Below are 23720 nucleotides of genomic sequence, written 5' to 3' on the forward strand. Positions count from 1 at the left end.
CGGGCCCGGTAACCATTTCCGGCCATGTCGCGCCGGATCAGCGGCCCGTCTGGGCCGCCCGCACCGTGGAGGGTGTCATGCCGGTGACCTGGCGAAAGGCACGGCCCAGATGGGAGACATGCGAATAGCCCGCCCGCTGTGCGATCTCGGTCAGATCCAGACCGGAGAACAGGATGAGTTCCCGCGCCATGTCGACCCGCACCGCGCGGGCAAGATCGCGAAAGCTGGTGCCCTGATCCTCGAGCCGGCGCCGCAGGGTGCGGGCGGACATGTCGAGCTGATGCGCGACCCGCTCAATACCCGGATCGTCCGCCAGACTTGCGCGTACCAGCGCCCGGACTGTCTCGACCAGGGTCTGCGGCGCCGACCCAAAGGCGTCGCGGGCGACATCGGCTAGGGTCAGATCACCAGTGGCCGGAACGATGCGGCGGGCAAACTCGGCCTCGGGATCGAAGACCAGCCGCAACTCGGGCTGGTCGAACCGGACGTCGCAGCCAAAAAACGCCTCATACCCGGCGGCTTCGCGGGGTTTGGGGAAGTTGAGCGCGACCATGCGGCGGTGGCGGTTGCCGATATAGGGGGTCGCGATGCTGAGCACCACGGCAAGCGCCAGTGTCGCGTAATGCGAATAGCCCGGCGCATTGCGGACGGCCGCGTGATAGGTAAAGCGGAACCCCTGGCCGGTCTGGCCCAGCGATATCCGGTCCAGCGAGGCGTGATAGGTCATCAGATCGCGGGTCACCCGCAGGGCCGCGCCGAAGGTGGGGGCGGAGGTCACATAGTCGCCAAACGGGCCGTAATTGCCAACGCTGGCATAGGGCCCGAGGGCGAAAAGCAGATTGTCGGTTCCGGCCATTCCGGCGATCCGGTTCAGAAAGAGCAACTCGTCCAGCTGCGAGATGTAGAGACGCGGATTGTCGAGCGCGTCGGCGGGCAGTTCGCAATCGGCCAGTGCGCGCCGGGCGGTGGCGCGACCGATATTCTGCGCCAGCCCTGCGTCAAGACCATGCAGCGTGCGCGACGAGATGAAGGGTCTGAGCATGTCTCTCCCGGATGGACGCGCCGCACGGGGCGTTGATCCGAGTGTGCCGCAATAGCGGGCGCAGGTCACGCGTTTGTGAGAGCGGCCCGCGTCAGCGGATCAGGCGTATTTCTCCAGGAATTCCTCGGCCCGCAGGGCGCGGAAATCGGGCAGCGCGGCACGCAGGCGGGCATGATCCCAATCCCACCAGGCCAGCGCCATCATCCGCTCGGCCACGCCCTCGGGGTAACGGCGGCGAATGAGCCGCGCGGTGTTGCCGCCGACGATGGTATAGGGGGCCACGTCCCGGGTCACGATACTGCCCGAGGCGATGACCGCGCCATGGCCGATGGTGACCTCGGGCTTGATGACGGCGGCGTGACCGATCCAGGTATCATGGCCGATGGTGGCGGTGCGACCGGCGCGGTGCGCGAACCAGTCGCCATCGTGTTCGACATCGTCCCAGTAGTCGGCGGACCGATAGTGAAAATGATGCAGCGAGGCCTTTTCCATCGGGTGATCGGTGGCGCCGATACGGGTGAAGCTGGCGATATTGGCAAACTTTCCAATGCGGGCATTGGCGATGTCGCAGGTGCGGTCGCAATAGCTGTAGTCGCCCCATGTGGTGTTGGTCAGGCGGCTATTGGCGCCGATCTCGACATAGGCGCCATAGCGGCTGTCGGTGATCTGGCAACCGGGGTGCAGGAAGGGGGTATCGGCGCTGAGACGGGCCATAATGCGGATTCCGGTGTAGTTCAGGGCAGGAAGAACGGTTCGGGTTCAGGATTGCCACGCGGTTTGCGCGGCCGCGCCGTCTCGCCCCGGATCAGGCGGGCACGCAGCCAGCCCGAAAACCAGTCCATCAACATCACCATCAGCACGATGAGCAGGATGTAATAGGCGACCTCTTCCCAGTCCTTCTGGGTGATGATGGCTTGGGTCAGCAAGAGGCCGATACCGCCGCCGGTGATGGCGCCGATGATGGTGGCGCTGCGGGTGTTGGATTCGAGGAAGTAGAGCACTTGGCTGAGCAGCACCGGGGTGATCTGCGGGATCACACCAAAGCGGTAGCGCTGCGCGGCATTGGCGCCGGTGGATTGCACGCCCTCAATCTGCTTTGCGTCGACGTTTTCCAGCGCCTCGGAGAAGATCTTGCCGAAGGTGCCGCTGTCGGTGACCAGGATCGCCAGCGCGCCGGTCAGCGGGCCGGGGCCGAAGGCGCGGGCCAGAACCACGGTCCAGATCAGCGCATCGACCCCGCGCACGAAGTCGAAGACGCGGCGCATGGCAAAGCGGACCGGCGCCAGCGGGTTGAAGTTGCGCGCGGCGAGAAAGGCCAGCGGCAGGGCGATGATGGCGGCGCCGAATGTGCCTAGAAAGGCCATCAGGATGGTCTCGCCAATGGCCCAGGCCACATCGCCATGCCGCCACATGGTATTGTTCCAGAAATCGTGCCAGATCGCCCCGGCCTCGCCATTGGCGGCGCGGCGGGCCAGTTCGGCGGGGGACAGACCGTGATAGGGGCTGTCGAGGGTGAACCAGAACAGTTCCCACCCGGTGAAATAGCGGAATACCTCGGACCGGTTACGGGTCACGGTCAGGCGCCCGGCCTCGGTGGTGACGGTGATGCGGTTTTTCGACTGGTTGATCCAGTCGGGCAGATCGCCCGGCGGCAGTTCGGTGACCACGCCCTGTGTGCGCGTCGGTGTGGCGCGCAGGGTGCCGTAGCCGGGGATGTCGTATTCCACCGTTTCGGGGCCGAAGCGGACGATATGGCCACCCGTGAGGTCGATGACGGTGGTCTCACCCAAGGCGACCCATTCGGGTGCCTGCCCGTCGGACCAGGTGCCCTTGCGCTCGCCCTCGACCGCGACGGACACCGCGCCCGAGCGGTTGTCACGGGTGACATGGGTCTTGTAGCTGTAGCTGTCGGCCACCAGCGTGCGGCCGTTTTCCCAGTTCGCCCGCGCGGCCAGCCCCGGCATGTCGAAGGCGAAGAAGATATAGGCCAGATAGGCCAGCACCAGCGCGGGCAGGCCAAAGCCCAACAGCCGCTTGCGGGTGAAAAGACGGTCGGCCTGATGTTTCAGGTGGATCAGGTCCAGATCGGTGGTGGCGGTGCTCATGCCGTGACCCCTGCCCGGGCGCCATGGGTCAGCCGGGCGCGCAGGCGGTCCGAGATCTGATCCACCGCGACGATGGTGACAAAGAGAAGAAGGAAGATCGCCGCCGCCTCGTCGTAACGCCCCTGGCCCCAGGACATGGCATTGCGCAGCTCATAGCCGATGCCGCCCGCGCCGACAAAGCCGAGGATGGCCGAGGCGCGGATGTTGATCTCGAACCGCAACAGCGCATAGCTTACGAAATTGGGGCCCACTTGCGGGATCACGCCCAGATACATCCGCTGCGCCCAGTTGGCGCCGGTGGATTCCAGCCCCTCGACCGGTTTCAGCGAGGCATTCTCGGCAACCTCGGAGAAGAGCTTGCCCAGCGCCCCGGCAGTATGGATGGCGATGGCGATCATCGCGGGCACCGGGCCGCCGCCCAGCACAAAGATCAGCACCAGCGCGATGACGATCTCGGGCACCGCGCGGCAGATATCGGCGATGCGGCGAAACAGCGGGATGAGGCGCGGCCAATAGGCCAGACCGCGTGTCGAAAGGAGCGCCAGAACGGTGCCGCCGAGCGCGCCCAACAGGGTGGCGGCGGCGGCGATGTTCAGAGTCTCGACCAGCGCGGGCAGGAAATGCACCAGATGGCCGGGCAGCTGCGCCGATTTCTCCAGCGCCTCGGTCAGCACCTCGGCCGGATAGTCGAGGATGCGCCGCCAGCCGTCGACGAACCCGCCCGCGTTGCGGTCGTCGGCGGTGTGAAAGCCCGCCGCCATCAGGGAGACGAAGAGGATCAGGAGGATGCCGCCATAGACCCGTTTGCGCCGCGTGAGCGCGGTATAGTCGTCGCGGATGCGGGCCAGGTCGCCTTGCCCGGCGGTGAGGTCTGTCATGGAATGCTCCCGATGCAGGAACGGGGCCCGCTTGGCGCGGACCCCGCCTGAAGAATGAACCCGGATCAGTTCGACTTGAGCTTGCGCGCCTCGATGATCACCTCGTAGGCGTCATGGGTGATCGGCATGAACCCCTTGGCATCGCCCTGAAGCACGCCATAGGCGCATTCCTCGTCCATCGACTTGAGCGAGGCCAGCAGACCGGTCATCTTGACCTTGACATCGGCGGGCAGCGCCTTGCGGACGACAAACGGGCCTTCGGGGATGGGTTTCGACTGCCAGATCTGCACCAGGTCGTTCATGTCGACCAGACCGGCATCGACCGCCTTGCGCAGGGCGCCCGAGTTGAACCCGTCTTCCCATGCGCCCAGACCGTCGGCCCAGGTGACGCCGCCGTCAACCTCGCCATTGCTGACCGCGACGATGGTCTGCTCGTGGCCGCCGGTGAACTTGACCTCGCCGAAGTAATCGCCCGAGGTCATGGTGGCGCCGGTTTCCTGCGGGATCTCGATCGAGGGGATCAGGAAGCCGCTGGTCGAGTTGGGATCGCCAAAGCCGAAGACCTTGCCCTTCATGTCCGCCAGCGAGGTGATGCCGCTGTCCTTGCGGGCAAACCCGATGGAGTAATAGCCGTAGCCGCCGTCATTGTTGACCTTGACCAGGATCGGCTCGACCGCTTCGGGGTCACTCAGATAGGTCTTGGCATAGCCCGAGGCGCCCAGCCAGGCCATGTCGATGGTGCCGCCCAACAGGCCCTGAATGACGCCGTTGTAATCGGCAGGGGCAAAGAGCTTGGTCTCGACGCCCAGCAGATCCTCGGCCTTTTCGCGCAGGCATTCGTTGGAATTCAGACGGTCCTGGGCGTTTTCGCCGCCGAGAATGCCGATGCGGAATTCACTGATCTCCTGCGCCAGCGCCGGGGTGGCAAGGGCGGTGGTGGCCGCCAGAACTGCAACAATCTTTTTCATCTCTGGTCTCTCCGGTTGGTTGGTCCGGCCCATCCCAAGGCCGGGATTGCGGTGGATAGGGTCAGGCCGTGGCCCCGGCGCGCTGACGCGCCGGCTGCGCGGCATCTAGCGCGTCGATCTCGGTCGAGGTCGCGGCCTCGGAAAAGCTGGCATCGGCGCCGTAGATCTCGCGCGCGACGCCGGTGGTGAGCTGTTCGGGCAACCCGTCGAAAACGATGCGCCCGTCGCGCATGCCGACAACGCGGTCGCAATAGCGACGCGCGGTATCCAGCGTGTGCAGGTTGGCGATGACGGTGCGGCCGTCCTCTTCGTGGATGCGGCGCAGGGACTGCATGACCACCTGCGCGTTCATCGGGTCGAGAGAGGCGATGGGTTCATCGGCAAGGATGATCGCCGGGTCCTGCATCAGGGCGCGGGCGATGGCGACGCGCTGTTGCTGGCCGCCCGACAGCGCCTCGGCCCGTTTGGCGGCGTGGGCGGCGATGCCGAGCCGGTCGAGAATGTCGATGGCGCAGTGGATGTCCTCGGTCGGGTAGAGGTTGAACATGGTGGCCAGCGTCGAGCGGCGGTTCAGCGTGCCGTGCAGCACGTTCGAGACCACATCCATGCGCGGCACCAGGTTGAACTGCTGAAAGATCATCGCGCATTGCGCCTGCCAGGCGCGTTTTTCGGCGCCACGCAGGCGGGTGATGTCGCGGCCCTGAAACAGGATGCGGCCGTCGCTGGCGTCACTCAGCCGGTTGATCATCCGCAACAGCGTCGATTTCCCCGCGCCCGAGCGGCCGATGATGCCGATCATGCAGGGCTTGTCCACATCCAGCGTCGCGGCATTCACCGCGATATTGTCGCCGAAACGCTTGGTCAGTTTTTCGATCCGCAGCACGTGTTTCCCCCGGTCTTGTTGAGGGGGCGTGCTAAGCCCGTCAGACGAAGCCGATATGTCAGGGGAGTGAAAGTTTTGTAACGCGCCCCGGCCCGCGCACAAGGTTCTGGCGCAGGAAATCCAGCACCGCGCGGGTGCGGGCGGGCAGATGTGCCCGGTCGGGGTAAAGCGCCCAGACGCCGGTGTCGAAACCCGTCGCGGTGACCTGATGGTCGGGAAAGAGATCGACCAGCGCGCCGCTTGCCAGCGGCTCGGCCGCCAGCCAGTCTGCCAACAGCGCGGGCCCGAGACCGAGGAGCGCCGCCTCGCGCAGCGCCAACGCGCCGGACAGGATCAGCGTGCCGTCGATGGGCACCTCTTCGGTCTCTCCCCGGGTGTCGCGGAACAGCCAGCGGGTGCGGAATTCAGGCAAGGCCATGCGCAGGCAGTCGTGCCGGGAAAGGCCCGTGGGATGGTCCGGGGTGCCGTGTTGCGCCAGATAGCCGGGGGTCGCGCAGACATGGTAGCGGGTCCGCATCAGCCGGGTCGAGATCAGGTCGCCGCGTGGCGCAGGCGCGAGGCGCAGGGCCAGGTCGATACGTTCGGCCACCAGGTCGCGGGGCGCGTCGTCAAGCAGGAGTTCCAGCGTGATCTCGGGACAGGCCCGGCGCAAGGCGGGCAGATGCGGCAGCACGCAGACCTGTCCGAAAGCGGTGGACGTGGTGAGCCGCACAGGGCCGCGCGGCGCGCGGTCGGCCCCCGCAGCCTCGTCGCGGGCGGCCTCCAGCGCCTCGACCAGCGGTTCGATCCGGGCGAGGTAGTCCTGCCCCGCCTCGGTGACCGACAGCCGCCTTGTGCTGCGGTGGAACAGGCGAAAGCCCAACCTGTCCTCGGCACCGGCCAACAGGCGCGAGAGCGCCGAGGGGTCGGTGTCGAGCACGCGGGCGGCACCGGCAAGGCTGCCCTGCCGCGCGATCAGCAGGAGGGTTTTCAGGGTATCCGTGTCCATTCGTGCTGTTTTTGCACGAGTATGATGGGAAAGACAGTATTTTTCCGCATCATTCCCCCGCCTAGTGTCCGTCCGGCATAGCGGGAGAAGAGACATGACCGATCTGACAGGACAGACCGTGGTGATCACAGGCGCAAGCCGGGGCATTGGCGCCGCCACAGCGCGCCATTTCGCGGGCCTTGGCGCGCGGGTAGCGCTGCTGGCGCGCGATGGCGCGGCGCTGGAGGCGCTGGCGGGTGATATTGGCGATCAGGCGATGGCCCTGCCCTGTGACATGGGTGACTGGGCAGCGGTCGCGGCGGCGGTTGCGGCGACAGAGGCGCGGTTTGGCCCCATCCACGTGCTGATCAACAATGCCGGGCTGATCGACCCGATTGCCCGGCTGGCCGACAGCAACCCCGAGGACTGGGGCCGGGTGGTGGATGTGAACCTCAAGGGCGCCTATCACGGGCTGCGTGCGGTGCTGCCGGGGATGCTGGCCGCCGGGAACGGTACGGTGCTGAACCTGTCCTCGGGCGCGGCCACCTCGGCGCTGGAGGGGTGGAGCCATTATTGCGCCACCAAGGCGGCGGTGCTGGCGCTGACCCGCTGCGCCGACCGCGAGTATCGCGATCAGGGCATCCGGGTGATCGGGCTGAGTCCCGGAACGGTGGCAACCGGGATGCAGGTGCAGATCCGCGCCTCGGGGATCAACCCGGTCAGCCGGCTGGACCCTTCGGCGCATATCCCGGCCGATTGGGTGGCGCGCGCGCTGGCCTATCTCTGCGGTCCGGGGGGCGATGCGCATCGGGGGACCGATTTCTCGCTGAAGACGGCCGAGGGCCGGGCCGAGGCGGGTCTGAGCTGACCCTACCCATCGGCGACGAGAGCCTGTATAGGGCGGGCGACTCTCTTTCCACCGTGAGGCCGCCATGAGCTTTGACCGCAAGATCAAGATCGCCCCGTCGATCCTGTCCGCCGATTTCGCCAATTTCGGCGCCGAGATCCGCGCCATCGAGGCCGAAGGCGCCGATTGGGTGCATGTGGACGTGATGGACGGCCATTTCGTGCCGAACCTGACCTTTGGCCCGATGGCGGTCAAGGCGTTCCGCCCGCATGTGAAAACGGTGATGGATGTGCATCTGATGATCGCGCCGGTCGATCCCTATATCGACGCCTATGCCGACGCGGGTGCCGATGTGCTGACCGCGCATGTCGAGGCCGGGCCGCATATCCACCGCACGCTGCAAGCGATCCGGGGCGCGGGGATGAAGGCAGGCGTGGCGCTGAACCCCGGCACCCCGGCCGAGGCGGTGGCGCATCTGCTGGACCTGACGGATCTGATCTGCGTGATGACGGTGAACCCCGGCTTTGGCGGGCAGAAATTCATCGACATGACGACCAAGATCGCGCGGCTGCGCGAGATGATCGGCGACCGGCCCGTGCATATCGAGATCGACGGCGGTGTGGACCCGAAAACCGCGCCGCTGGTGGCGCAGGCCGGGGCCGATGTGCTGGTGGCGGGCTCGGCGGTGTTCCGGGGTGGCTCGGTCGACAATCCGGGCGTCTATGGCCAGAACATCCGCGAAATCCGCGCCGCCGCCGAGGGCGTCTGGGCCTGACCTTCAGGCCAGCGGGCGCTCCCGCCCGTCGTCGATGTTTTCTGAAGAAAACACCTCCTCCCGTTGGGCCCGGCGCCGCGCGGATGCGCGGCGCGCGGCCCAAGGCCGCCAGCGGGTCCGGCCTAGCCGGACCTGCGCGGGCGCGGGAGCGCACCCTGAGCCGGGCATCAGAACCGGTCGGGGAACATCAGCATTGCCGCCTCGATATCGTAGGCGCTGGAAAACGCATCCGGCGACCGGGTCAGCAACTCGTCAAGAAACTCCTTTCGGGACCCCTGCGCCTGAACACTGTCCGATTTTGACGGGCCGGTTTTCGTCGGGCGCCGGAACCAATCCGAGAGAGGGTTTCCGAAAAAGGGGAAGGGAAGGCTGGAGATGATCATGGACCTGAACCTTGCGATGCGGAAGACGGGATCAGGATAGCCCGCCCTGTCCCGCTGCTGGTATCCGGTGCGATTTTGTGCTGTTCTACAAAAATGAAGAGCGGTTTGCGCGACTGGTCCAACCTGCGTGTCTTCCTCGCCGTCATGCGGCAGGGCTCGACGCTGGCCGCCGCGCGCCAGTTGGGCCTGGCACAGCCGACCGTGGCCCGGAAGATCGACGCGCTGGAACAGGAGACCGGGCTGATCCTGTTCCACCGCGACACCCGCGGCTTTCACCCGACCCCGGCGGCCCGGACCCTCCTGCCGCTGGCCGAAGCGGCCGAGGCGGCGGTCGATGCCCTGGCCGGTCAGGCAACGGCGCTGGCACGTCCGCGCCCGATCCGGATCACCGCCTATGGCGGCAATTTCTCCACCCGCGCCCAAGAGATATTCAGCGCGTTTTCACTCGCGCATCCCGATGTCTCGTTCGAGTTCCTGCCGGGCGTTCGGGTCCTGGACCTGAAAGCGGGCGAGGCCGATATCGCGCTGCGGCTTGCGTTTACCGATCCCGACCCGGACCTGGTCTGCCGCCGGATCAGTACCGCAGAATGGGGTCTGTTCGGCGCACCCGCCTATGCCGCCAAACACGGTCTGCCGCGCGCGGCGACGGCATTACAGGGCCACAGGTTCATCGGCTACCTGCGTGAGGGGGTGCCCCCCCGACTACATGACTGGCTGGCCCGGCATGTCGCGCCCGGACAGATCATACAGACCTATTCCGAGGTAGACCTTGTTCATGCCGCGGTCCGCGCCGGACACGGGCTGGGGTTGATCAACCTGCGTCTGGTGGGCGACGATCCCGCCTATATCCGCTGTTTCGGGCCGATCGAGGAGCTGTCGCTGCCGCATCTGCTGCTGGTCTCGCCGCAGGCCTGGACCCGGCCCGAGGTCAAGACCTTCGTCCGCTTCTTTGCGCCGCGCTATGCCGCGATCTATCGCTAGGCGCCCTTGCCGGTCTGGCAATTCCGCGTTTGGGTTTCTTTCTGGTCAAAAATACTCCCGCCGGAGGCGTCCGGCCCTGCCGCAAGCGGTACCTGTCGGGCCTTGCCTTTTTGCCACCCGCTGCTCAGGATACGGGCCAAGCAACATAACAGGTGAGGCAAGGCAGTGCCCGATACAGTTTCCGTCGCCGCTGAATGTCTGGGCGTCAAGGTCCCCGCGTCCCGGTTTCTCAACGACACGAGGATCGAGCGGATCAATGCCGCCCGTTACGAGGGGCAGGAGATCGCGGGCGCGCTGCATGTCACTGGCGCGGAGGACCGGGTGCTGGAGATTGGCGCGGGCCTTGGTATCGTCGGCGCCGTGGTGGCGCAGAACGCAAAACCGCAGGCGGTGACCTCGTTCGAGGCCAATCCCGAACTGGTGCCCGAGATCGAGGCGCTTTATGCGCTGAACGGTCTGGGCGGCCGGATCGCCCTGCGCAACCAGATCCTGATCAGCGCCCCGGACCGGCCCGAGAGCATGCCGTTTCACGTGCGCAGCAGCTATCTGGGCTCGTCACTGCTGAACCCCGCCGGGCGGCCCTCGACCGTAGTCGATGTGCCCACCGCCGATTTTGCGGCGGTTTGCGCCGAGACCGGCGCGACCGTTCTGATCATGGATATCGAGGGCGGCGAGCTGGAACTGTTGCGCCATGCCGACCTGGGCCAGTTCCGCGCCGTGGTGCTAGAGTTTCACCCCGAGGCCTATGGCGTCGAGGGGATGCGCGAATGCAAGGCGATCCTGACCGAGGCGGGATTTCAGCGGGTCGAGGAGAAGTCGACCCGCACCGTCTGGACCTGCCTGCGCGTTCAGGCCGGGTAGGACGCCGGGCAGAAGCCGCCGATGCGCTGGGTCAGCGCCAGGGCCGAGGACTTGATCTCGGCCCGGATCAGCGCCTTGAGTTCGGGCGTCATGCGCGACACCGGGGCGGCCACGGCCAGCGCGCCGATGGGTGTCTGGTCGGGGCCGAAGATCGGCGCCGCATGGGAATGCACATCCGCCTCGAACCCGCCTACCGATTCCGCAATACCGGTCCGGCGCGCCTCGTCCAGCGCGGCGCGCAGGCGGTCTGGGTTGGTCTCGGTTTCAGGCGTGTGGCGGGTCAGCGGGCCTGACAGCACCTCTTCGGCAAAGCCCGGCGCGGCAAAGGCTAGATAGGCCAGCCCCGAACCGGTGGCGTGGAACGACAGGATTTCGGCATCCTCCATCGCCACGCGGGTGCCGTGGCGCGAGCTGTAGGCATGGGTCAGCGTGGTCAGGCGCCCGTCGCGCTGCAAGGACATATGCGAGGTCTCGCCGGTCACTTCGCAGAGGTGGCGCAGCACCTCGCGCGAGACCGACAGCAGCGGCACCGCCGCCTCGCGCAGCGCCGCAAGACGCAAAAGTTCCGAACCCAGCCGGTAGGCACGGTCGCCGTCGAGCTGCTCGACGAATCCGGCGGCCTGCAATTCGCTCATCATCCGGTAGACGGTGGCCTTGTTCATGCCGGACAGCCGGGTCAGTTCGCTGAGCCCCATTTCGAGCCGGGCGTGACTGAACAACCCCAACAGTGACAATGCCTTGGTAACCGTACCCATCCGTCGTTTTCCGCCCCTGTCCTGCCCGCGATCCGGGCAAAGCCACAAATTCAGGCCGCCTTTTCGCAGAAACAGTTGACAGATGGTAGTCCGGCCTGTCAATCTGTATTTAAACCACAGGTTCATATAATGAACCGACAACGCTAAATAGGAACCGGGAGGACCACTATGACGATCAAGACCAAGATTGCAGGCGCGCTGGCCACTGCGGCCGTCGCGCTGAGCGCCGGAGCGGCGCTGGCCGAATACCCCGAGAAGCCGGTGAATTTCATCGTGCCCTGGCCGCCGGGTGACCTGGAAGACGTGCTGACCCGCATGATCGCCGAGGATTTCCAGAACAAATACGGTGTCGCGGCGGCGGTGGTGAACAAGCCCGGCGGCGGCGGCGGTCCCTTCCCGGGCGCCATCGAAGTGGCCAATGCGCCCGCCGACGGCTATACCATCGGCTCTTTCGTGATCGGGGTGCCGGTGATGGGCCACCAGATCGACATCGCGCCGCTGACGCCTGCGAAATTCGATCCACTGGGGATTTTCCTGACCTATCCCTTTGTCATCGCCACCTCGGGCGACGCGCCCTATAGCAGCATGGCGGAACTGGCCGAATACGCCAAATCCAACGACGTGGCGCTGGGCCATTTTGGCGATGTGCTGACACCGACGCAGGTGACCAAGGCATTCGCCAAGAATGCCGGTTTCGAATGGGGCTCGGACGCAGCCTTTGACGCGCTCGACTGCAACACGCTGGCCTCGGGCGATGCGGACGTGATCAACACCACGCTGCAACTGATCCTGCCCTGCCTCGACAGCGTCAAGGTGCTCACTTCGATCACCGACCAGCGCATCCCGCTGGTGCCGGACGCGCCCGCCATCGGCGAGCTTGACCCCGAGTTGAACATCGCGCTGTGGAACGGCCTCTTCGTGACCAAGGACACGCCGCAGGATGTGCGCGACAAGATCGTCGCCGTTGCCAAGGAGTCGATGATGAGCGAGCGTGCCCAGGCCGTCGCCAAGGAGACCGGCGCGCTGGTCTACTGGCAGGACGCGGGCGACAGCGCCGCACGCATCGAGAATGACATCGCCACCATGGCCCGTATCGGCGGCCTGCTGGAATAACCGTGACCGGACCGGGGCGCCCTGCCCCGGTCCCTTTCGCCGGAACCCTTCCCCATGCCCACAGAACGCGAACGCCGCTTCGTCGGACCCCGGCGCGGCCAGCTGATCTTTGCCCTGTTCTTTGTCGCGGTCTCGGTCCTGCTGCTGAGCCAGATCGGCAGCCAGACCAAATGGATCGAGAAATCCAAGCTGTTCGCCCAGCCCCGGTTCTGGCCTGCGGTGGGTCTGGGCGGCATGGTGCTGCTGGGGGGTATGCATCTGTACCTGATGCCCTGGCGGCGGATCACCCGTTATGACGTGACCGAGCTGCGCAAATGGGCGCAGGTGCTGGAATTCGCGGCTTGGTTCATGGCCTATGTCCTGCTGGTACCACTGATCGGATACCTGCCGGTTACCATGGCGTTCATGCCGCTCCTGACCTGGCGGATGGGCTATCGGCAACCGAGGATGCTCTGGCTTTCGGTGGGTTTCGCCGTCTCGGTCGTGGTGCTGTTCAAGGGGTTCCTGAGCGTCAAGATCCCCGGTGCCGCGATCTATGAATATCTTCCCGGCGCGCTGCGCAGCTTCTTTATCCTGTATCTCTGATGGAACTCCTTCAATCTGCCCTTGAAATCCTGATGCGCTGGGATGTGGCGCTGGCGCTCCTGGCCGGATCGGTCGGCGGGGTGCTGATCGGTGCCATTCCCGGTGTCGGCCCCGCCGTCGCCATCGCCATCCTGCTGCCCGCCACCTTTTCCATGGATCCCATCGTGGGGCTGACCGTCCTCCTGGGTATCTACGGCAGTTCCATGTATGGCGGGGCCATTCCGGCGATTCTGATCAACACGCCTGGCACCGCGGTGAACGCGCTGACCACCTATGACGGGTATCCGATGACCGCGCGGGGCGAGCCGCGACGGGCGCTGAGCCTGGCCTATTCCGCCAGTTTCTTTGGCGGCATGTTCTCGGTCATCTGTCTGATCCTGTTCGCACCGGTGCTGGCAAAGGTGGCGCCGCTGTTCGGCAGCCGCGAGATCTTTCTTGCCGCGCTGTTGGGTATCATCCTGGTGATTGTAGCCCATCGCGGTCAGTCACTGATCGCCGGTGCCTTGGCAGCGTTTGGCATATTCATCCAGTCGATTGGGCTGGAACCGGTGAAATACACGTCGCGCTACACCTTTGACCAACCGTTCCTGTCGAGTGGCATCAACCTGATCGTGGTGGTGCTGGGCCTGTTCGCGCTGAGCCAGGCGTTTGTCCTGCTGACATCCGAAGACGAAAAGATCCGCATGACGCGGCTGCGCGGCGGCCTGTTCCAGGGGCTGCGCGAACTGGGCCGCCACCCGCGCGTGGCCACCGTGTCAGCCAGTTTCGGCGTGATGATGGGGATGATCCCCGGCGTGGGCGAGTTCACCGCACAGTTCATGTCCTATACCTATGCGCAACGCACCTCGAAACGGCCGCAGGACTTCGGCAATGGCTCGTCCGAGGGGCTGATCGCTGCCGAGACCGCAAATAACGCGGTGCCCGCCGCCGCGATGGTGCCGCTGTTGGCGCTGGGTATTCCGGGCGAGGCGCTGACCGCGATGATGCTGAGCGTATTCTACGTGCATAACGTTGTGCCCGGCCCCGGCCTGTTCCAGAACGACATGCCGTTTGTGGTGGCGCTTTATATCGCGCTGCTGATCCTGAACATTCTGGTCCTGATCTTTCTGCTCTTTGCCACCAAGTCGCTGATCCAGGTGGTGCGCATTCCCAACCGGTTCCTGGGGGTCTGCATCCTGACGCTCAGCTTTGTGGGGGTCTATTCACTGCGCAACTCGGCGACCGACTGCGTGATGGCGGCGCTGTTCGGGGTATTGGGCTATATCCTCAAGCGCCTGTCGCTGCCCTCGGTCCCGATCATCCTGGGCATGGTCCTGGGCGGCATCATGGAGGTCAAGCTGCGTGCCGGTATGGCACGGGTGAAAGAGCCGCTCGATTTCATCGACCGTCCGGTGGCGTTCCTGCTGTTCGTGGCGATCCTGCTGGTGCTGGCCTCGCATGTCCGGCGGGTCATCCGCGAGCGGGTCGATCTGCGCGCCGCCGAGCGCGGCGTGCAGAAATCGGCGCACCGGTTCGGCAACATGCTGGGACGGCGCAGGCAGATTTTCCTGAAGGACCGGTTCAAGAAGGTGCGGGCCCGCCACGCAAAACGCCTGAGCAAGTTCAAGGACCTGTTCTGAGCGCGGCCGCCGCCCGCACTCTCCCTCGGGCGGCGGCGAACCCAAACCGGACCCTGCGTCGCTTTGCGCCTTTCCCCTTGATCTCGACAGGCTGGCGGATCACCCTGCGGCCAACGCGGAATGCCGTTCCGCAGACTGAAACAGGGAGGAGGCAGGACCCATGTCCGAGGCCATCGGTTACGAACTTCATGGAGATATCGCCATTCTGGCCGCCAACAACCCGCCGGTCAACGCGCTGGGTCATGCGGTGCGGCAGGGGCTGGCGGATGGCATGGCGCGCGCCGAGGCCGAGGGCGCGCGCGCGGTCCTGATCTATGGCACCGGGCGGACCTATTTCGCCGGGGCCGACATCCGCGAATTCGGCAAACCGCCGAAAGAGCCCCACCTGCCCGAGCTGTGCAACCGGATCGAGGCCTCGCCGCTGCTTGTCGTATCGGCCATTCATGGCACCGCATTGGGCGGCGGGCTGGAGGTGGCGCTTGGCACCCATTACCGGATCGCCGTCCCCTCGGCCAAGGTCGGCCTGCCCGAGGTGCATCTGGGCATTCTGCCGGGCGCCGGTGGCACCCAGCGGCTGCCGCGTGTCGCGGGGGTTGAGGCGGCGCTCGACATGATCACCTCGGGCCGCCATGTGCGTGCCGACGAGGCGCTGAAACTGGGCGTCATCGATCGGGTTGCCGAGGGCGATCCGCGCGAGATCGGGCTGGCCTATGTGCGCGAACTGCTGGACGAAGGCGCGCCGCGCCGCCCGGTCAGCGAGATGCCCGCGCCCGCACCGGTCGATTTCGACGCGGTCTATGCCGCCGTGCTGAAGAAGGGGCGCGGCCAGCTGTCGCCCGCGACCGCGGTGCGCGCCGTGCAGGCGGCGTGCGAGGCCGAGAGCTTTGCCGCCGGGCTGAAGCGCGAGCGTGACTTGTTCATGGAACTCATGAACTCGGACCAGCGCGAGGGATTGATTCATGCGTTCTTCGCCGACCGGGCGGTGGGCAAGCTGCCGGAACTGGAAGGCGTGGCGCCGCGCCCGCTGGCCGCCATCGGCGTCATCGGCGGCGGCACCATGGGGGCGGGCATCGCCACCGCCGCGCTGTTGTCGGGGCTGACGGTCACCATGCTGGAGATGACGCCCGAGGCCGCCGAAGCCGCAAGGGGCCGGATCGAGGGCAACCTGTCGGGCGCGCTGAAACGCGGCAAGCTGAGCCAGGCGCAGTTCGAGGCGCTGACCACCAAGGCGCTGACGCTGGCCACCGATTACGCGGCGCTGACCGAGGCCGATCTGGTGATCGAGGCGGTGTTCGAGGATATGGAGGTCAAGAAGCAGGTGTTCACCAAGCTTGACGCCGTGTGCAAGCCGGGCGCGGTGCTGGCCTCGAACACCTCGTATCTCGATATCAACCAGATCGCGGCGGTGACCAGCCGTCCGCAGGATGTGCTGGGGCTGCATTTCTTCTCGCCCGCGCATGTGATGAAGCTTTTGGAGGTCGTCATTGCCGACCAGACCGCGCCCGATGCGGCGGCCACCGGCTTTGCGCTTGGCAAGCGGCTGGGCAAGGTCTCGGTCCGGGCCGGGGTCTGTGACGGGTTCATCGGCAACCGCATCCTGTCGGTCTATCGCACCTGTGCCGATCACATGATCCTGGACGGGGCATCGCCCTATGAGATCGACGAGGCGCTGGAAGAGTTCGGATTTGCCATGGGGCCGTTCGCGGTGGCCGACCTGGCGGGGCTGGATATCGGTTGGGCGGTGCGCAAGCGCAAGCGGGCCGAGGGGCTGGACCCGCGCGCCCGCGACAGCGCCTATGCCGACAAGCTGTGCGAGGCGGGTCATTTCGGCCAGAAGACCGGCAAGGGCTATTACGACTATGCCGCCGGTGCCAAGGCACGGGTGCCGAACCCCGAGGTGCTGCCGCTGATCGAGGCCGAGCGCGCCGCGCAGGGCATCACCCCGCGCGCCTTCGGCAAGGACGAGATCGTGCGCCGCTACATGGCGGCGATGGTCAACGAAGCTGCCAAGGTGGTGGGCGAAGGCATCGCGCGCCGGCCGCTCGATGTGGATGTGACCCTGCTCTACGGCTATGGCTTCCCGCGCTATCGCGGCGGGCCGCTGAAATGGGCCGACTTGCAGGGGCTGCCGGAGCTGTTGGCCGATATCAAACGCTGGGCGGCGGAGGATGCCTATTTCTGGCAGCCCGCGCCGCTCTTGGAACAACTGGTGGCCGAGGGCCGCTCTTTCGATGATCTGAACAAGGAAGCCGTGTCATGAAACAAGCCGTTATCGTATCCACCGCCCGGACCGGGCTGGCGAAGTCCTTTCGCGGGTCGTTCAACGTGACCCACGGGGCCACCATGGGTGGCCATGCAGTTCAGGCGGCGGTGTCCCGCGCCGGGCTGGATGGCTCGGAGATCGAGGATTGCATCATCGGCTGCGGGTTCCCCGAGGGTGAGACCGGCAGCAATATCGGCCGCCAGATCGCCATTCGCGCAGGCCTGCCGATCACCGCATCGGGCATGACGGTGAACCGTTTCTGCTCGTCGGGCCTGCAAACCGTGGCCCTGGCGGCGCAGGCGATCACCGAGGGCGGCTCCGGCCCGATGGTGGCGGGCGGGGTCGAGAGCATCTCGATGGTGCAGCCCAAGGCGCGCCCCGCACCCGAAGCCTGGATTCAGGAACACAAGCCCGCCATCTACATGGCGATGATCGAGACGGCGGATATCGTGGCGCAGCGCTATGGCCTCAGCCGCGAGTATCAGGACGAGTATTCGCTGCGCAGCCAGCAGCGCATTGCAGCGGCGCAGGCCGAGGGCAAGTTCGCTGACGAGATCGTGCCGATGCAAACCAAGATGGCGGTCAAGGACAAGGAAAGCGGCGAGATCTCGATGCACGAGGTCACCGTGGACCGCGATGAATGTAACCGTCCCTCGACCACGCTGGAGGGTCTGGCGGGGCTGGAGCCGGTGCGGGGTGCGGGCAATTTCGTGACCGCCGGCAATGCCTCGCAACTGTCGGACGGTGCCGCGGCGCTGGTGCTGATGGAGGCGAAAGAGGCCGAGCGTCGGGGGCTGGAACCGCTGGGTGCGTTCAAGGGGTTCTGCGTCGCCGGTTGCGAGCCGGACGAGATGGGCATCGGGCCTGTGTTTGCGGTGCCGCGCCTGCTGGAGCGGCACGGGCTGAAGGTCGATGATATCGACCTGTGGGAGCTGAACGAGGCCTTTGCCAGCCAGTGTCTCTATAGCCGCGACCAGCTGGGCATCGACCCGGAGAAATACAACGTGAACGGCGGCTCGATCGCAATCGGTCACCCGTTCGGCATGACCGGGGCACGGATGACCGGACATCTGATGCTGGAAGGCAAGCGGCGCGGCGCCAAGCTGGGTGTGGTCAGCATGTGCATCGGCGGTGGCATGGGTGCCGCCGGGCTGTTCGAGATCTTCTGAGCGGGCATGTGCGTCCGCGCGGGCCATCGAGGCCCGCCCGGACGCGGCCCGACGCGGGGCGTCGGGCTGGGCCGCCGGAGACCGGCGGCAAGGGAGGAAAGCGGATATGGACCTGAATTACAGCGACGAGGAAAAGGCGTTTCGCGCCGAGGTGCGCGCCTTTCTGGCCGAGAACCTGCCGGCGGAGGTGTCCGACAAGGTGCGGCGCGGCATCAGCCTGGGCAAGGAAGGCCACGAGAAATGGCATGCCACGCTGAATGCGCGGGGATGGCTGGCCTATAACTGGCCGCGTGAATTTGGCGGCGCCGAGTGGAACGCGGTGCAGCGGCATATCTTTGAAGAGGAATGCGCCGCCGCCTATGCGCCCCGCATCGTGCCCTTTGGCCTGTCGATGCTGGCGCCGGTGTTGCAGAAATTCGGCACCAAGGAACAGCAGGACCATTACCTGCCGCGCATCCTGTCAGGCGACGACTGGTGGTGTCAGGGCTATTCCGAGCCGGGGGCGGGATCGGATCTGGCCTCGCTCAAGACCCGCGCCGTGCGGGACGGTGACCACTATGTGGTCAACGGGCAGAAGACATGGACCACGCTCGGCCAATACGCCAACTGGATATTCTGCCTGGTGCGCACCGACCCCGAGGCCAAGCAGCAGGAGGGGATCAGTTTCCTGCTGATCGACATGACCACGCCGGGCATCACCGTGCGCCCCATCGTGCTGCTGGATGGCACGCCCGAGGTGAACGAGGTGTTCTTTGACGACGTGCGGGTGCCGGTCGAGAACCTGGTGGGTGAAGAGAACAAGGGCTGGACCTATGCCAAGTACCTGCTGACCCATGAGCGCACCAATATCGCGGGCGTAGGCTTCAGCCAGGCGGGGCTGGATGCGGTCAAGCGTATCGCCCGGATCGAGACGGCCAACGGCCGCCCGCTGATCGAGAACCCGCATTTCGCCGCCCGTCTGGCGCAGATCGAGATCGACCTGATGGCGATGGCCACCACCAACATGCGCATCATCAGCCAGGCCGCCAGCGGCCAGGCGCCGGGTGTCGAAAGCTCGATGCTCAAGGTCAAGGGCACCATCATCCGGCAAGAGATCAACGACCTGACCCGCCGCGCGGTGGGGCCTTATGCGATGCCCTTCGCCTCGGAAGCGGTCGAGGGCGACAACGCGCCCATCGGGCCGGACTATGCCGGGCCGGTGGCGGCGCATTATTTCAACAATCGCAAACTGTCGATCTTTGGCGGGTCGAACGAGATCCAGCGCGGGATCATCGCCAAGGTCAAGATGGGGGGCTGAGGGATATGGATTTCAACCTGACCGAAGAACGCCAGATGTTGCAGGACACCCTGCGCCGCTATCTGGCCGATCGTTACACGACCTCGGTTCGCAACACGATTCTGGACAGTGACAGCGGCATGAGCACGGATATCTGGGCCGGGCTGGCGGAGCTGGGCGTGATCGGGGCGTTGTTTGCGGAGGCTGATGGCGGGTTCGGCGGCGCCGGTTTCGACATCGCCACCGTGTTCGAGGAGTTGGGCCGCGCGGGCGTGGTCGAGCCGATGCTGGACACCGCCATTCTGGGCGGGCGCCTGATCGCGGCCCTGGGTGACGATACCCAGCGCGGGCTGCTGGAGGAGATCATCGCCGGAGCTGCGCATCTGGCGCTGGCCCATGGCGAACCCGCCAGCCGCTATGACCTGACACGGGTGGAGACTACGGCGCGAGCCGACGGCGACGACATTATTCTGAATGGGCGCAAGGCGGTGGTGGTGAATGCCGAAGCTGCTGGCCAACTGATCGTCTCGGCCCGCGAAAGCGGCGGCATGTTCGACCTGGACGGCATTTCGCTGTTCCTGGTGCCTGCGGGCACACCGGGGCTGGCCTTGCATGGCTATCCGATGCTGGCCGGAGGCCGCGCCGCCGAGGTGACGCTGGACACGGTCCGCCTGCCGCAATCGGCGCGGCTGGGCGCGGCGGGGGGCGGGCTGGCGCCGCTGATGGACGCGATTGCCGCCGCCAATGTGGCGCTTTGCGCCGAGTGTGTGGGCGCGATGCAAAGCGCGGTGGAACTGACGCGCGGCTATCTGATGACCCGCAAGCAGTTCGGCCGCCCCATCGGCACCTTCCAGGCGCTGCAACACCGGTTCGCCGACATGCTGATCGAGCTGGAACAGGCGCGCTCGGCCCTGATCAACGCGAGCGGCCATCTCGACAGCGCCGACCGTGACCGCCAGATTGCCGCCGCGCGCAACCTGATCGCGCGGGCGGGCCGTTTGGTGGCCGAAGAGGCGATCCAGATGCATGGCGGTATCGCGATGACGCAGGAATACGAGCTGGCCCATATCGCCAAGCGCATCGTGATGGCCGATCACCGGTTCGGCGATGCCGATTACCATCTGGAGCGGTTCATTGCCCTCAGCGCCGCCTGACCTGCCCGCGTCCTGGACGCGCGAGAAATCCGGCTGCCAGTCGATGGTGGGTTACGAATTGGACCATGACCGGACCGGCGTAAGCCGGGCCTGTCACCTCGACCTTGGGCCGCATCACCTGAACTATCACGGCATCCTGCATGGCGGGCTGGTGTCGATGCTGCTGGACGTGGCCTGTGGCCAGACCGCATCGGCCATGTTCCGGCCCGAGGATCCGATCCCGGTGGTCACCGTCTCGCTCAACGTGCAGTTCGTGGCGGCCGCACGGGGCGGCCGGGTGACGGCGGTGGGCATCCCCTCGGGCAACGGCCGCACGCTGGCCTATGTGAACGGCGCGTTGCGCGACGAGGACGGTCGCCTGCTGGCCACGGCGGCGGGCGTGTTCAAACGCGGCAGCCTGAGGAAGAAGACATGACGCTGGCGCGCGTGGATGACCGGGGCGACCGGCTGGTTGTGGTCAACATGAACAGCGCCCGGCGCGGCGCGCTGTCACCCGATCTTTATGCTGCGATTGCCGAGGCAATAGAGCGGGCGGCGGAACCGCGCATTCGCGCGGTGATCCTGTCGTCCGAATGCGGGTTCTTTTGCGCTGGCGGCGACCTGAACGTGCTGATCGAACGACGCCAGCTGAGCGAGCCGGAGCGGCGCGGCAAGGTTGATCTGCTGCACGACCTGATCCGCGCCATCCGCGCCTGTCCGGTGCCGGTGATTGCGGCGGTCGAGGGCGGCGCCGCGGGCGCCGGCGCCTCGTTGGCCTTGGCCTGCGACCTGCTGGTGGCCGCCGAGGGTGCGAAATTCACCGCCGCTTATGTCAAGGCAGGGCTGGTGCCCGATGCTGGCCTCACCTCGGCGCTCGCGCGGATGCTGCCCCGGCAACTCGCGATGGAGATGTGCCTTCTGGCCCGCCCTGTCACCGCTGGGCGCATGGCCGAACTGGGCGTTGTAAATGTGCTGGCCGCGCCGGGCGAGGCCGAAGGGCAGGCCCATGTGCTGGCCGAAGCGCTGGCGCAGGGACCGCGCGACGCGCAAGGCGTGATTCGGCGGTTGGTGGCCCAGGCCTACGAGGTCTCGGAGGCACAGCAACTGGATGCCGAGCGCGACGCCATGGCGCGCGCGGCGGGCGGGGACGAGGCCGCCGAAGGGATCGCGGCCTTTCTGGACAAGCGCAAGCCCCGGTTCTGACCGGGCAGCAGGGGATCAGGCGATGGAGAAATGGCACGACTACCCCGGCGCACAGATTGCCAGCCGTCCCGACGCACCCGCGTTTTCCGACAGCGGCGGCGCGGACTGGAGCTATGGCGATCTGGACCGGGCCATTTCGGCGCTGGTGGATGTGCTTGCCGCTCAGGGCGTGCAGGCGAATGACCGGGTGATGATCCTGGCCGAGAATTGCTGTGCGGTGGTGGCCGCGCTCTTTGCCGTCTCGCGGCTGGGGGCCTGCGCGGTGCCGATCAACGCGCGCCAGACCGGACCCGAGGTGGACAAGATCATCGCCCATACCGAACCCGCCGCGATCCTCTGCGCCTCGGACATATCGGCGGATGCAGCCGCCCATGCCGCGCGGCTGGGCGCGCGCCCGATCGAGGGCGCCTTTGGCCGGATGCATCTGGCCACACCGTGCCCTAGCAATCCCGACCCGGTGCTGAGCGATGTGGCGGTGATGCTGTTCACCACCGGCACCACCGGCACGCCCAAGGGGGTGATGCTGACCCATGGCAACCTGCGCTTCGGCGGCCGCAGTTCGGCGGAACTGCGCGGCATGACGCAGGACGACGTGATCTATGGCGTGCTGCCGGTCACCCATGTGTTTGGCCTCGCCTCGGTGGTGACGGCAGCCACCTGTATCGGCGCGCCGGTGCGGCTTGACGCGCGCTTCACCGCCGCGCGCAGCTATGCGGCGCTGACCTCGGGCGTGACCTTGTTTTCCGCCGTGCCGCAGATGCATGCGCTGTTGATGCAATACGCGCGGGAACAGGGGTATGACCACCTGCCCGGCGGCACGCTGCGCTATACCTCCTCGGGCGCGGCGCCGCTCGACCCTGCGTGGAAACGCAAGGCCGAGGCGTTCTATGGCGTCGCCCTGCAAAACGGTTATGGCCTGACCGAGACCACCGCCGGTGTGTCGGCCACGCGCAACCCGGTCGGCCTGCCGGATATCTCGGTGGGAAAACCGCTGCCGCAGGTCGAGATTCGGCTGGACCAGGATGTGCCCGGCGGCGGCGATGGGGTGGGCGAGGTGCTGACCCGCGGCCCGCATGTGATGAAGGGCTATTACCGCAACCCGCAGGCCACCCAAGCGGCGCTGCAAGACGGTTGGTTCCGCACCGGCGACCTGGGCCGCTTTGATGCCGATGGCAACCTGCATATCGCGGGGCGCAGCAAGGAGTTGATCATCCACGGCGGTTTCAACGTCTACCCCCCCGAGGTCGAGGCGGCGCTGAACGACCATCCGCAGGTGATCCAGTCAGCAGTAGTGGGGCGCATGATGGCTGGGGATGAAAAGGTGGTGGCCTTTGTCCAGGTCGCGCCCGGTGCGGCCCCCGACCCTGACGAGCTGCGCGCCTTTGCCGCCGAACGGCTGGCGGGCTACAAGCGCCCCAGTCAGATCATCATCGCCACAGACCTGCCCGCGGCCCCCACCGGCAAGATCCTCAAGCACAAGCTCCTGGACCATTTCGCGGACCAGTTGGACTGATCCGGGCGCATTCCTGCTTCTTTCTGGTTGAAAATACTCCGGGGGTCCGGGGGCAGCGCCCCCGGCGCTCACCACCTGGCATCAGGCCTCAGGCACATGCAGCACCAGCCCGTCCAGATCTGGATGCGCCTCGATCTGACAGCTGAGGCGGCTCCTCGGCTGGCGCTCGGCTGCGGTGATGTCGAGCATGGCATCCTCGAACTCTCCCGGCGCGCCGGTCCGGTCGGACCAGGCCGGATCCACCACCACATGGCAGGTGGCGCAACTCAGGCAGCCGCCGCATTCGCCGATCACGCCGGGCACGTTATTGGCCTGCGCCGCCTCCATCAGAGACAGGCCGGGGGCGACCTCGGCCGCGATTTCGCGGCCGTCGGCCAATTTCCAGGTCACGCGCATGGCAA

At 66.4% G+C, this 23720-nt stretch carries 24 protein-coding genes; 14 read left to right on the plus strand and 10 right to left on the minus strand.

All coding sequences use genetic code 11. The features are described from left to right. Window positions 1-37: 37 nt before the first annotated feature. From OE747_RS05805 to OE747_RS05835, 7 genes are all read right to left on the minus strand, one after another. Window positions 38-1042, minus strand: coding sequence for a helix-turn-helix transcriptional regulator (locus OE747_RS05805; RefSeq protein WP_263827663.1), 1005 nt, complete (start codon window positions 1040-1042; stop codon window positions 38-40). A 99-nt stretch (window positions 1043-1141) separates the two neighbouring features. After that, a complete protein-coding gene (locus OE747_RS05810) occupies window positions 1142-1756 on the minus strand; it encodes an LbetaH domain-containing protein (RefSeq protein WP_263827664.1) in 615 nt (204 codons plus the stop codon). A gap of 20 nt (window positions 1757-1776) precedes the next feature. Beyond that, window positions 1777-3147: a phosphonate ABC transporter, permease protein PhnE gene (gene phnE / locus OE747_RS05815; protein ID WP_263827665.1), complete on the minus strand. Its 1371-nt coding sequence runs from the start codon at window positions 3145-3147 to the stop codon at window positions 1777-1779. Beyond that, window positions 3144-4025 carry a phosphonate ABC transporter, permease protein PhnE gene (phnE, locus tag OE747_RS05820; RefSeq protein ID WP_263827666.1) on the minus strand — a complete coding sequence of 294 codons (882 nt, stop codon included), beginning with the start codon at window positions 4023-4025 and terminating at the stop codon, window positions 3144-3146. The genes phnE (OE747_RS05815) and phnE (OE747_RS05820) overlap by 4 nt, the downstream gene beginning before the upstream one ends. A gap of 65 nt (window positions 4026-4090) precedes the next feature. Next, window positions 4091-4993, minus strand: a complete 903-nt coding sequence (gene phnD / locus OE747_RS05825; protein ID WP_263827667.1) for a phosphonate ABC transporter substrate-binding protein — start codon at window positions 4991-4993, stop codon at window positions 4091-4093. Between the two features lie 61 nt (window positions 4994-5054). Then, window positions 5055-5876, minus strand: coding sequence for a phosphonate ABC transporter ATP-binding protein (phnC, locus tag OE747_RS05830; RefSeq protein WP_263827668.1), 822 nt, complete (start codon window positions 5874-5876; stop codon window positions 5055-5057). Window positions 5877-5934: 58 nt separating this feature from the next. Next, on the minus strand, window positions 5935-6864 hold the full coding sequence (locus tag OE747_RS05835) for a LysR family transcriptional regulator (protein ID WP_263827669.1): 930 nt from the start codon (window positions 6862-6864) through the stop codon (window positions 5935-5937). A gap of 94 nt (window positions 6865-6958) precedes the next feature. Between OE747_RS05835 and OE747_RS05840 the strand changes: the two genes are divergently transcribed. Then, on the plus strand, window positions 6959-7711 hold the full coding sequence (locus tag OE747_RS05840) for an SDR family oxidoreductase (protein ID WP_263827670.1): 753 nt from the start codon (window positions 6959-6961) through the stop codon (window positions 7709-7711). A 64-nt stretch (window positions 7712-7775) separates the two neighbouring features. Next, on the plus strand, window positions 7776-8465 hold the full coding sequence (rpe, locus tag OE747_RS05845) for a ribulose-phosphate 3-epimerase (RefSeq protein ID WP_263827671.1): 690 nt from the start codon (window positions 7776-7778) through the stop codon (window positions 8463-8465). A 167-nt stretch (window positions 8466-8632) separates the two neighbouring features. On the opposite strand, the gene OE747_RS05850 is transcribed toward rpe, so the two are convergent. After that, window positions 8633-8848 carry a hypothetical protein gene (locus OE747_RS05850; RefSeq protein ID WP_263827672.1) on the minus strand — a complete coding sequence of 72 codons (216 nt, stop codon included), beginning with the start codon at window positions 8846-8848 and terminating at the stop codon, window positions 8633-8635. 93 nt (window positions 8849-8941) lie between these two features. Here OE747_RS05850 and OE747_RS05855 point away from each other — a divergent pair, with 93 nt between their 5' ends. Continuing rightward, window positions 8942-9829 (plus strand): LysR family transcriptional regulator, encoded by an 888-nt coding sequence (locus tag OE747_RS05855; protein WP_263827673.1) that lies wholly within the window; start codon window positions 8942-8944, stop codon window positions 9827-9829. A 165-nt stretch (window positions 9830-9994) separates the two neighbouring features. After that, entirely contained in the window at window positions 9995-10690 is a 696-nt protein-coding gene (locus OE747_RS05860) for an FkbM family methyltransferase (protein ID WP_263827674.1), read from the plus strand. Here OE747_RS05860 and OE747_RS05865 read toward each other — a convergent pair. Next, entirely contained in the window at window positions 10678-11445 is a 768-nt protein-coding gene (locus tag OE747_RS05865; protein ID WP_263827675.1) for an IclR family transcriptional regulator, read from the minus strand. The genes OE747_RS05860 and OE747_RS05865 overlap by 13 nt on opposite strands. A gap of 168 nt (window positions 11446-11613) precedes the next feature. On the opposite strand from OE747_RS05865, the gene OE747_RS05870 reads away from it, so the two are divergent. From OE747_RS05870 to OE747_RS05915, 10 genes are all read left to right on the plus strand, one after another. Next, window positions 11614-12558 (plus strand): tripartite tricarboxylate transporter substrate binding protein, encoded by a 945-nt coding sequence (locus tag OE747_RS05870; protein ID WP_263827676.1) that lies wholly within the window; start codon window positions 11614-11616, stop codon window positions 12556-12558. 54 nt (window positions 12559-12612) lie between these two features. Further along, a complete protein-coding gene (locus tag OE747_RS05875) occupies window positions 12613-13143 on the plus strand; it encodes a tripartite tricarboxylate transporter TctB family protein (RefSeq protein WP_263827677.1) in 531 nt (176 codons plus the stop codon). Further along, window positions 13143-14762 carry a tripartite tricarboxylate transporter permease gene (locus OE747_RS05880; RefSeq protein WP_263827678.1) on the plus strand — a complete coding sequence of 540 codons (1620 nt, stop codon included), beginning with the start codon at window positions 13143-13145 and terminating at the stop codon, window positions 14760-14762. Before OE747_RS05875 ends, OE747_RS05880 begins: the two co-directional genes overlap by 1 nt. Before the next feature lie 160 nt (window positions 14763-14922). Then, window positions 14923-17022, plus strand: coding sequence for a 3-hydroxyacyl-CoA dehydrogenase NAD-binding domain-containing protein (locus OE747_RS05885; RefSeq protein ID WP_263827679.1), 2100 nt, complete (start codon window positions 14923-14925; stop codon window positions 17020-17022). Next, entirely contained in the window at window positions 17019-18194 is a 1176-nt protein-coding gene (locus OE747_RS05890) for an acetyl-CoA C-acyltransferase (RefSeq protein WP_263827680.1), read from the plus strand. The genes OE747_RS05885 and OE747_RS05890 overlap by 4 nt, the downstream gene beginning before the upstream one ends. 106 nt (window positions 18195-18300) lie before the next feature. Beyond that, window positions 18301-19491 carry an acyl-CoA dehydrogenase family protein gene (locus OE747_RS05895; RefSeq protein ID WP_263827681.1) on the plus strand — a complete coding sequence of 397 codons (1191 nt, stop codon included), beginning with the start codon at window positions 18301-18303 and terminating at the stop codon, window positions 19489-19491. A 5-nt stretch (window positions 19492-19496) separates the two neighbouring features. After that, on the plus strand, window positions 19497-20624 hold the full coding sequence (locus OE747_RS05900; protein ID WP_263827682.1) for an acyl-CoA dehydrogenase family protein: 1128 nt from the start codon (window positions 19497-19499) through the stop codon (window positions 20622-20624). After that, complete coding sequence (locus OE747_RS05905) at window positions 20605-21039, plus strand: PaaI family thioesterase (protein ID WP_263827683.1); 435 nt, start codon at window positions 20605-20607, stop codon at window positions 21037-21039. The genes OE747_RS05900 and OE747_RS05905 overlap by 20 nt, the downstream gene beginning before the upstream one ends. Further along, window positions 21036-21806, plus strand: coding sequence for an oxepin-CoA hydrolase, alternative type (locus OE747_RS05910; RefSeq protein WP_263827684.1), 771 nt, complete (start codon window positions 21036-21038; stop codon window positions 21804-21806). The genes OE747_RS05905 and OE747_RS05910 overlap by 4 nt, the downstream gene beginning before the upstream one ends. A gap of 22 nt (window positions 21807-21828) precedes the next feature. Continuing rightward, window positions 21829-23319 (plus strand): class I adenylate-forming enzyme family protein, encoded by a 1491-nt coding sequence (locus tag OE747_RS05915; protein ID WP_263827685.1) that lies wholly within the window; start codon window positions 21829-21831, stop codon window positions 23317-23319. Window positions 23320-23400: 81 nt separating this feature from the next. Here the strand turns inward: OE747_RS05915 and OE747_RS05920 are convergent, their stop codons facing one another. Beyond that, a complete protein-coding gene (locus tag OE747_RS05920) occupies window positions 23401-23715 on the minus strand; it encodes a 2Fe-2S iron-sulfur cluster-binding protein (protein WP_234221606.1) in 315 nt (104 codons plus the stop codon). Window positions 23716-23720 lie beyond the last annotated feature (5 nt).

The organism is Ruegeria aquimaris (assembly GCF_025751555.1).
Lineage (GTDB): Bacteria > Pseudomonadota > Alphaproteobacteria > Rhodobacterales > Rhodobacteraceae > Ruegeria_B > Ruegeria_B aquimaris.